Here is an 8939-nt window from a genome sequence, read left to right on the forward strand (position 1 = left end):
TGCTGTTTCTAATCTAAATTCTGGACTGAAATTGGGTTTTCTTGGTTTAGTCATTGTGTCACCTAACGTTTACTGAGGTGCATGATAACACCTCTAAGTAGGTGGCCAAATTAACTATGCCACTTCACCTTTATGCCAATTACCGATGCATATAGCCGTAGTGTATACAACTTTTTAATAATCACGCTTACCGATCAAAATAAATTCGTACGGGCTTGGACATACAACGGGCTTTATGAATTAAGCAAACAGCATCCAGAATATATAAAAGAAGCTAAGCAATTCTTCGAGATGGCCATGCGTGATGAGGCACCATCTGTGAAGGCACGAATTCGAAATATTATGAAAAAAGGTTTCTAATAAATTGCTACTAGGAACAACCTATGCTGCGCTTCAGTTTGCCCATCCAAGGTTATGGTGTTAGCTGTACTTAAACATTGGGGTCAATGTGGTAAAGTAACTTTTGAGCTTCTATAACTACCATTGATGATTTCCGCTTATGATTATAAAAATGGAGTCGTCAGGAAATATTAGTGCTGCTAAATTTTTCCGTCATGTGGCAATCGGTTTTATCATTTCGACCTTAATAGCTTGACAAGGGAAAACTAAGCAACTTATTAAACACTCACATAATAACCCCAACTGTTCATGTATGACTTAGTGAAAAGCAATATTGATATCAGGTTCTGAGGACATTAACACAAGTAAAAGTCATCAAGTTACATTCTGTACAGCTACTTAATAACTTCCTCATATTGTTTATCTAGGCTATATCTTTGCCAATATTGACTTCAATTTTTCAGTCAGGTTAGCGCTAATAAGCTTGTTTTTATCTAGGTTAAAATTGTCATAAAAACTCGGTATTGATAAAGACGCCAAAATATTTCCATCGAAATAATGTGCCGATTTTTCAGCTAATTCTAAAACGCTTTTAGCTCCACTAGGGCCAGGTGATGTTGATAGCATAACAATAGACTTCCCTTGATATACGGCTTGTGTTTTTCTTGATGCCCAATCAAATAGATTTTTGTAAGCTACGGTATAATTTCCATTGTGCTCTGCAAATGAAATCAAAAGTACATCAGCTTCTGATATTTTGTCCAAAAAGTCAGTCGCTGAATTTGGAATACCGTGAGCGATTTCAAGGTCGCTGCTATAAATAGGCATTTGATAGTCGTTGATATCAATGATTTCGACTTCATGTTTGTCTAAAAAAGTTATTGCGTAAGTTATAAGAGCTTTATTTATTGATTTGATACTATTAGTTGCTGCAAATGCTAAAACCTTCATATTTATCTCCGAGTTGTATGTTGCGATATGAAATTGGAGTATAAATGTAGAACGATAACTTATAGAAGATACAAATTATGAAACTTTCGTTCCTTATATGGAACGACAGAGGTGTGATTTATGAGAATAGGTAGCATATGATTGATTTAAATGATTATTATTATTTTGTACAAGTAGTAGAAAAAAAGGGGTTTACTTCCGCAGCAAGCGCTTTAAATATGCCAAAATCACGCTTAAGTAGACATGTATCAAAGCTAGAAGAACGGTTAGATGTAAAATTAATTCAAAGGACATCTCGTCAGTTTAATATTACAGAAACTGGTCAAATATTCTATCAGCATGCCAGAGTCCTTCTAGATGAAATGGAAGCCGCAGAAGCCGCCATAGAAAGTAGGAAGACAACCCTTAATGGTCGAGTAACAATAAGTTGTTCGGTGGGAGTCGCTCAATTTGCAATCAAAGAGCTGGTAATTCAATTTCTGCAGGAAAACCCAAAAGTTGAGCTTGTCCAACAAGTCACCAATCAGAACATTGACTTGGTTTCTTCTGGTATTGACATTGCTATACGAGGGCACATGGAAGACTTACCAGACTCAAGTATTATACAGCGGAACCTTTGCTCTGTTTCCTGGCATTTATTTGCAAGCCCGACTTATCTTAAAAAAACAGGTACACCAAAAGCACCTTATGACTTGTATAAGAGACAAAGCTTGAAAGTTGGATGGCAACCAAGTGCAGGGCATTGGACACTTGAAAATAATGAAGGACTTAAAACTGCTATTCCCTTTAGCCCACAACTTTGTAGTGATGACATGAGTACCTTAAAGAAAGCTGCTGTCGATGGGCTTGGTATTGTTAGCTTACCCGCTTATACCTGTAAAAATGAATTTCAAAATGGCTCATTGGTTAGAGTGTTGCCAAATTGGGTATCAGGTAAAGCGCAATTGAGTTTACTTATGCCATCACGTAAAGGTATTTCTCCTTCAGTGAGAGCATTCAGCGATTTTTTGCAAAATAATTTAAATGCTCATATAGGAGATTAGGGTCTGTTGATCTTTTTTATATTTTCAGTAATAGGCTATTTTTAGTGATAGCAAAGCAGAATGAAGCTTGTTTGCTTATTCCTAATGCGTGAATTCTAAATGAGTGAAATTCTAATGCCGCTAGCGCAAAAGATAACCATTGCCCTGTGGGCATAGGCTAAAACCGCTTTACTGAGCGTTAAAATTATTGGTTTAGATGACTAAACGACATAATTTCAGCCTTGATTAAAACGATTTTATCTCTCAGCTGAATTAAACAAAGGCAAACAGACCCTAGGCATTGTAAAAATTAAATGAACGAAAAAATAAAAGTTAGTGATTAACTTTTAGCATGGCATTAATTATTTTTATATCGTTTCGTAAATGGAATGATAAGTTCAAATTACACCTGTTTATGTTGTTATCGTCCTATTCTAATATGAGATTAACGGTTCAATGCAAAATAGGAAACATTAATGAACAGCTTTAGAATACAGCCATCAACTACTAATAAAAAAGACATCAACGATATGATAGATATGTCATGTGTGATCGAAGGAGAGTCATTTAAGATTAAAAAAGGCTTTGACGCACTAGGCTTTCGACATACATCTTTTGAAACTCTCATGGACCCATTGATAATGGTTGATCATTATACCATGACGGAACCAACTTTTGGTGCTCATCCACATGCAGGACTTTCCGCAGTATCATTGATATTTGAAGATAGTATTGGAAAATTTCACAATCAAGATTCACTTGGTAATGACTTTGATTTGTTACCAGGGGACCTATATTGGTTAAATGCAGGCAATGGAATTGTTCACGACGAATCGCCAAGGAACGGAGCGAAAATTCATGGTTTGCAAGTTTTTGTAAACTTACCTAAGTCACTAAAATACTCTGCGCCACAATCAACTTTGGTTAGATCTCAACAAATACCATTGATTATTGATGAAAGTTATCGTGTACGTGTGGTCTTAGGAGAGTCAAATGGTATTGTAGGAAAGATCATTCCATCAAATTACCTAACTATTTTAGATGGGAAATTATTTAGGCCTTCAAGGTTTTCGCACAAAACAAATGCAGGAGAACAAAGTTGGATATACGCTGTATCTGGGTGTATTGACGTTTCTATTGGAGATAAAATAGTGACGCTTAAGCAAGGCCAAGCTATTTCTGCAAAAGCTGTAAAACAAGTTATCAGTATCATAAACAAGCAGAATGTAGATGCTCATTTTGTTTTATTTTCGGGAGCTGCCATTGCAGAAAAGTTTGTACAGAGAGGACCTTTTGCTATGTCCACAGAAGCCGAAAACAATGCAGCGCAGCGAAAATATGATTTAGGTTTATTTGGTTCTATTGGAAAAAAACTTTAGAGCGTGTTGAACTTTTCTGTATATTTTTTCAATAGGCTGTATGAGGGTTATACAAGGCAGAGGAATTGAATTTTAGTTGTTCTACATAATGAGCGATAACGTAGTCGAAAGGGCATACAGGTGTTGCCCTTCGGGTTCGTCCTGAGCGCTTCCTTTTTATATATTCCTGCATGGATGCAGGTTATTAGAGCAACGCAGGAGCAGTTGTCGAGAATAACTATATTACATCGCTCGCGCCTTATTCTGAAAGCGCTCTGTTAGAACAAAAATTATACCCGAAAGGTCAACACGCTCTAATTATTTTATCTCTTTATTAACATTTTTTTATCGAAAGTAGAGACTTTAGTAATCATACTTTCTGGTAAGTGCGATAGAAGTTTCAGTTTGTGAACCTCCGCGGGTTAAGGTAACTTAATGTGCCGATAATTTTCTGTCAACAGCATTATTCGGCAATAGTTAGTATCATAAAGTTGGTTATAATCTTTATAACAAGATATAGGATCTTTTATTAACGTTATTTACCATTAAATAATGAGTTTTAATATGTCATTTGACTACAAAACAAGGTTATCGTCCAAGACTTCAGAATCAGTGATAACTGGGCTATTAAACAAAATCTCTATGGAAAGTGTATTTTGTACGCATTCTACATTCAGCTCCCCTTGGGGGATATTATTGCCTCCTATTGAAAACTGCATGATATTTCATTTAGTTTTAGAAGGAGAAGCAATAATTAGAACTCAATCAGATTCTATTTTGATGCACGCTGGCGATTTTATCCTTTTACCTAAAGGAATCGGTCATGAACTATCTGGTGAAATAGTAAATTTTTATACTCCCTTAAGTGATCTACCTATAGAAGTTGTTAATGAAAGTTTTGAACGTTTGAAATTTGGCGGTGGAGGAAGAGCAACTATTATGTTATGTGGAGCAATTACGTTTAGGCACCCGCTTACTCTGAGGCTATTAAAAGGGTTGCCAAACGAAATTTTTATAAATAATAACAGCTCAGTTAATGAATTTATTAAAACATTAACTGAACTATTAACAAAAGCAGCACTTAATACAAGTATAGGTTCGACTGGTACAATAACAAGATTAGCTGACTTAATGGTTATTGCAGCTTTGAGGCAATACATGGAGTCTAACAAAGATAAAAAACTCTCTTGGTTAGGAGCTTTAGAAGATAAAAGAATTTCTAAAGCAATTCAGCTTGTACACGAATCACCAGCTAACCATTGGTCACTTAATGACTTGGCAAATCAAGTAGGAATGTCCAGAACTGCTTTTGCTGTTGCATTCAAACGTCTTGTTGGGAACTCTCCTATTGATTATTTAACAGAATGGAGAATGTCTTTAGCTTATACAGACCTACAGAATACAACATCATCTATATTATCTATCGCGATGGATTATGGTTATCAATCAGAATCGGCATTTTCTCGAGCTTTTAAAAAAATCAATGGCTACCCGCCGAGTGATGTTAGAAAAGAACACAAGCTTAACCTCGAAATTTAAGTGTAATTAGAAGAACAAACTAGTATTAATGATAAAAGCGCGCTAAAAGTTCTTATGTTATTCCATCGTTGCCATAAAATTAGATACAGCGCCCAAGTTTCATTTACATTACTTTGCATATATGCCGCCTGTTTTAGTTTATTATTCAAAGGAATATTTTTAAACACAGTAATTAGAAAAGTACCGGCAAAAAATACTACACATCCAAGCTGGAACGAAAATTCGACGTTATTGGCAAAAATGCCAAAGTAAGCACTAGATAAAGCGGAAAAAAAGAAAATTAATTTGAAAGACCAATTTAAAATTACATCATTGATTTTTGCCATAATTAAGGCACCATTTTCCACTTCTTTTAAAGCTGAAATAATAGTATTGGTGAAAATTAAGTAAATCCCCCCCATAATACCCATAGAGACCATGCATAATACTTGTAACGTTATATGAATTGTCATGATTCCACCTAAAACTTATCAATGTTTGCTTTAATAAAAGCTCTAAAACTTTTGGGCTTTCTACCGAGTGCTTGTTCAACTCCATTGGTGATATATTCATTTCGTCCATCTAATACTTCAGTAAATAAAAAGTTTAAGAGAGATATAATATCTTCAGGTACTTGAGCAGCAGACATTTCTGACTCAAATGTTGCTTGAGTTAATTGCTCGAATTTTACTTCCTTATTTAATACTTCTGAAAACAGTTTTGCTATATCCGAGAAAGTAAGTAATTCAGGCCCTGTAACTTCGTAAAGTTTATTGCTGTGTTTAGGATCAATAAAGGATTGGCAAGCAATTTCAGCAATATCATCTATATCAATAAATGGTTCTTTTACAGCATTAACTGGTAAGCAAATTAAGCCATTATGGATAAAACTATTAAAAAAACCATCAGAAAAATTCTGATTGAACCAGGATGCTCTAATAATCGTCCAATTAATACCAGAATTAATCAATATATCTTCACATGCTTGAGCAGCAGGCTCTCCACGACCAGATAATATAGTGATATGTTTAATATTTTTTTTCTTTGCTAAATTACAAAAGGTGCTAATGTGTTGTATTGCACTAGGGACTGCTAAATCAGGTGAATAAGTCAAGTACACATGTGATGTTTGATCTAAAGCTTTTGACCAGGTTTTGTTATCTTGCCAGTCAAAATGAATTTCTGCACTTCGGCTAGCCGCTTTAATTTTATCTGATGGTAGTAATTCAGATAATAATTGACAAACACGACGACCTGTTTTTCCTGTTGCACCTATGATTAACACTTTTTCAATATTTGAATGTAAGTTTTGCATAATTACTCCTATGAATTATATACGAGTTAATTTAATGTAAAGTTAAAAACAGTTGCTGACTTATCATTCTAAATACATTGCAGTTAGTACACTAATTGTTCGCACTGAGCAAGGCTTGGTATGGCGTTCATCGATGGAGAGGTTATGAAATTATTAGTTTTTTTGGGTACTGTGCGAGAAAGTACTCCTCCGACACCAGCCCGATTGGGTGTTCGTGTAACGAAAGCAGTTCTTGAATGTTTGAAAAGTCGATATGAAGGCCATGAAATAGAACTTATTGATGCTAAGAACTATCCGGTTGAGGCTGTATTTAAGCCGCACTTCGCTTATCCAGCAAGTAAGGCACCTTCACACCTTGTTGAGTTGGCTGGAAAGATTGAGAGTGCCGATGGATATATTATGGTCAGCCCAGAATACAATTATTCAATGAGTCCGGCACTTGCGAATCTTTTAAATCATTTTGGTAGCTCTTTATTCTCCTATAAGCCAAGCGCTATTGTTACATACTCGGCAGGCCAATGGGGCGGGATGCGTGCAGCAGTTGGAATGCGTACATTTCTTTCTGAGCTAGGTTGTTTGCCAGTATCTGCGATGATACATGTGCCCAAAGCGCAAGAAGTTTTTGCAGCGGATGGTTCAATGCAAGCAGGGGAAGAAAAGGACGCTTGGTTTAATTATTTCGAAAGAACATTCAACCAATTAATTTGGTGGGCTCAGGCGACACAGCAGTATCGAGCACAAGTTGATCCACATAAGATGGTAAAAGACTTCAAGAAGAACCCCTCCGAGCGTAATGCGCCTTAGGTGATAACTAGCAAGTAACATAACAATCAGCTGCACGCTGCCGTTTTCCGCCGTTATGCAGATCTAAAATGGTAAGCTAGCTGGGCGTTATGGCGTTAAAAATTATTTTCGCAAAGTTTTTACTTTGTAGTAGCTCAACTCAAAGCTGACAAAGCACCATTAACAATCGAGCAACTTTCAAATTAGAACTGAACTACTACAGCTAACCTTTAAGGCTATTAAATTAACAACCGCCACCATAACAACAGCTTATTTACATATCTGATGTTTCAGATGGTTTTATTTCATGCCCATTTATGACTATATAATGTCTGAAAGGGGACTGATAACACCATTCGCCCCTCGCTCAATAACATGGGTATATATTTGTGTCGTTCTTACATCTGTATGTCCAAGCTGCTCTTGAACTGTACGAATATCAGCGCCTCGTTGTAATAGGTGAGTTGCAAAAGAATGTCGCAATGTATGACAAGTAACATTTTTTGATATACCGGCGTCGTAAGCGGCTTTTTTAACGGCTTTACGTAAAACAGTTTCATTAATATGATGACGACGTAATAATTGAGAATCAGGATCAATACTTAAGTTTTTTGAAGGGAATAAATAGTGCCACCCTAGCTCTTTAGGCGCATTAGGATATTTTTTAGCAAGTGCGTAAGGGAGCCAAACACCATTATAATTGGGTTGTTTGACATCATATTGATAATACTTTTCAACGACTTTTATTTGATTTTGCAAAGGTGGAATTAATTCCGACGCTAATGTTACTCGACGGTTTTTACCGCCTTTACCTTGCCACACTTGTATTGAACTATAATCGAAATCAATATCTTGTACTCTTAAACGAATAACTTCCATTAAACGTAAACCACTGCCGTACATAAGTTGACACTGTAAAGCATAGTTTGCATTTACAACATCCAACAACGATTTAATTTCTTTTTGAGTAAGCACCGTAGGAAGCTTAGTGACCGCCTGGCTACGATTAAAATTAAGCTGAAGAGTTAATGGGTTTTTAATAATTTCTTTATACAAAAAGACCAAAGCATTAAGAGCTAAAGCCTGTGTTTTAGGGGCTATATTTTTTGTATTACTTAAATAAGAAAGAAAAGCTTCAACTTCTTGGTCATGCCCTTTGCTAGGGTGAGATTTTTGATTAAAGTTGATATAAGCTTTAATCCAATAGATATAGGACTCAATAGTGCGTTTAGCGTAACGTTTCAACCCCATTTGTTCTTGAACGTGTAATAGAAATTTTGACATTCTGACCTCCATTTAAACTATTAAATAATTCCATTTAATATTCGTAAGTATAGATTAATATATTTATTAGTTTTGCACGTTTTTAACAGGATAAATTGTAGAAACAAGGCAAAAAGCCTTACTTCTCATGAAATATATGACCTAGCTACTAATTAACCTCTTGATATATCACATTTATAAAGATAGAGTTGAAAAAATAATAATAAACAAATTAGACATCAAAAACTGAGTAAAAAAGGTTTTTTTAACGTCTAATAAGTTGTTAGTTGTCCGCATAAATTTGTAAAATTGCTTTTGTATTTGTGTGCTCAACGGTTATTTTTGCGTGTGGTTCAATTCTTTGTTTTGGCAATGGAAGTGCCGACAAAT

At 35.5% G+C, this 8939-nt stretch carries 9 protein-coding genes; 5 read left to right on the forward strand and 4 right to left on the reverse strand.

What is annotated here, in order from left to right; translation table 11 throughout:
* The first annotated feature begins 132 nt into the window (after positions 1-132).
* Positions 133-360, forward strand: coding sequence for a hypothetical protein (locus tag ACSLUO_RS17510; protein ID WP_448250543.1), 228 nt, complete (start codon positions 133-135; stop codon positions 358-360).
* Positions 361-768: 408 nt separating this feature from the next.
* Here ACSLUO_RS17510 and ACSLUO_RS17515 read toward each other — a convergent pair whose 3' ends face one another.
* A complete protein-coding gene (locus ACSLUO_RS17515) occupies positions 769-1290 on the reverse strand; it encodes an NADPH-dependent FMN reductase (RefSeq protein WP_448250544.1) in 522 nt (173 codons plus the stop codon).
* A 137-nt stretch (positions 1291-1427) separates the two neighbouring features.
* On the opposite strand from ACSLUO_RS17515, the gene ACSLUO_RS17520 reads away from it, so the two are divergent.
* From ACSLUO_RS17520 to ACSLUO_RS17530, 3 genes are all read left to right on the forward strand, one after another.
* Positions 1428-2333, forward strand: coding sequence for a LysR substrate-binding domain-containing protein (locus ACSLUO_RS17520; protein ID WP_448250546.1), 906 nt, complete (start codon positions 1428-1430; stop codon positions 2331-2333).
* A 455-nt stretch (positions 2334-2788) separates the two neighbouring features.
* The gene (locus ACSLUO_RS17525; RefSeq protein ID WP_448250547.1) at positions 2789-3691 is read left to right on the forward strand and encodes a pirin family protein; all 903 of its coding nucleotides are present in this window, start codon (positions 2789-2791) and stop codon (positions 3689-3691) included.
* Positions 3692-4234: 543 nt separating this feature from the next.
* Positions 4235-5209 (forward strand): AraC family transcriptional regulator, encoded by a 975-nt coding sequence (locus tag ACSLUO_RS17530; RefSeq protein ID WP_448250549.1) that lies wholly within the window; start codon positions 4235-4237, stop codon positions 5207-5209.
* Here the strand turns inward: ACSLUO_RS17530 and ACSLUO_RS17535 are convergent.
* Positions 5206-5661, reverse strand: coding sequence for an anthrone oxygenase family protein (locus tag ACSLUO_RS17535; protein WP_448250551.1), 456 nt, complete (start codon positions 5659-5661; stop codon positions 5206-5208). The two genes, ACSLUO_RS17530 and ACSLUO_RS17535, sit on opposite strands and share 4 nt — an antisense overlap.
* Positions 5662-5669: 8 nt before the next feature.
* Entirely contained in the window at positions 5670-6503 is an 834-nt protein-coding gene (locus ACSLUO_RS17540) for an NmrA family NAD(P)-binding protein (RefSeq protein ID WP_448250553.1), read from the reverse strand.
* A gap of 144 nt (positions 6504-6647) precedes the next feature.
* On the opposite strand from ACSLUO_RS17540, the gene ACSLUO_RS17545 reads away from it, so the two are divergent.
* Positions 6648-7307 carry an NADPH-dependent FMN reductase gene (locus tag ACSLUO_RS17545; RefSeq protein WP_448250555.1) on the forward strand — a complete coding sequence of 220 codons (660 nt, stop codon included), beginning with the start codon at positions 6648-6650 and terminating at the stop codon, positions 7305-7307.
* Between the two features lie 300 nt (positions 7308-7607).
* Here ACSLUO_RS17545 and ACSLUO_RS17550 read toward each other — a convergent pair whose 3' ends face one another.
* Positions 7608-8570, reverse strand: coding sequence for an integron integrase (locus tag ACSLUO_RS17550; RefSeq protein WP_448250557.1), 963 nt, complete (start codon positions 8568-8570; stop codon positions 7608-7610).
* Positions 8571-8939 lie beyond the last annotated feature (369 nt).

The organism is Thalassotalea agariperforans (assembly GCF_053470345.1).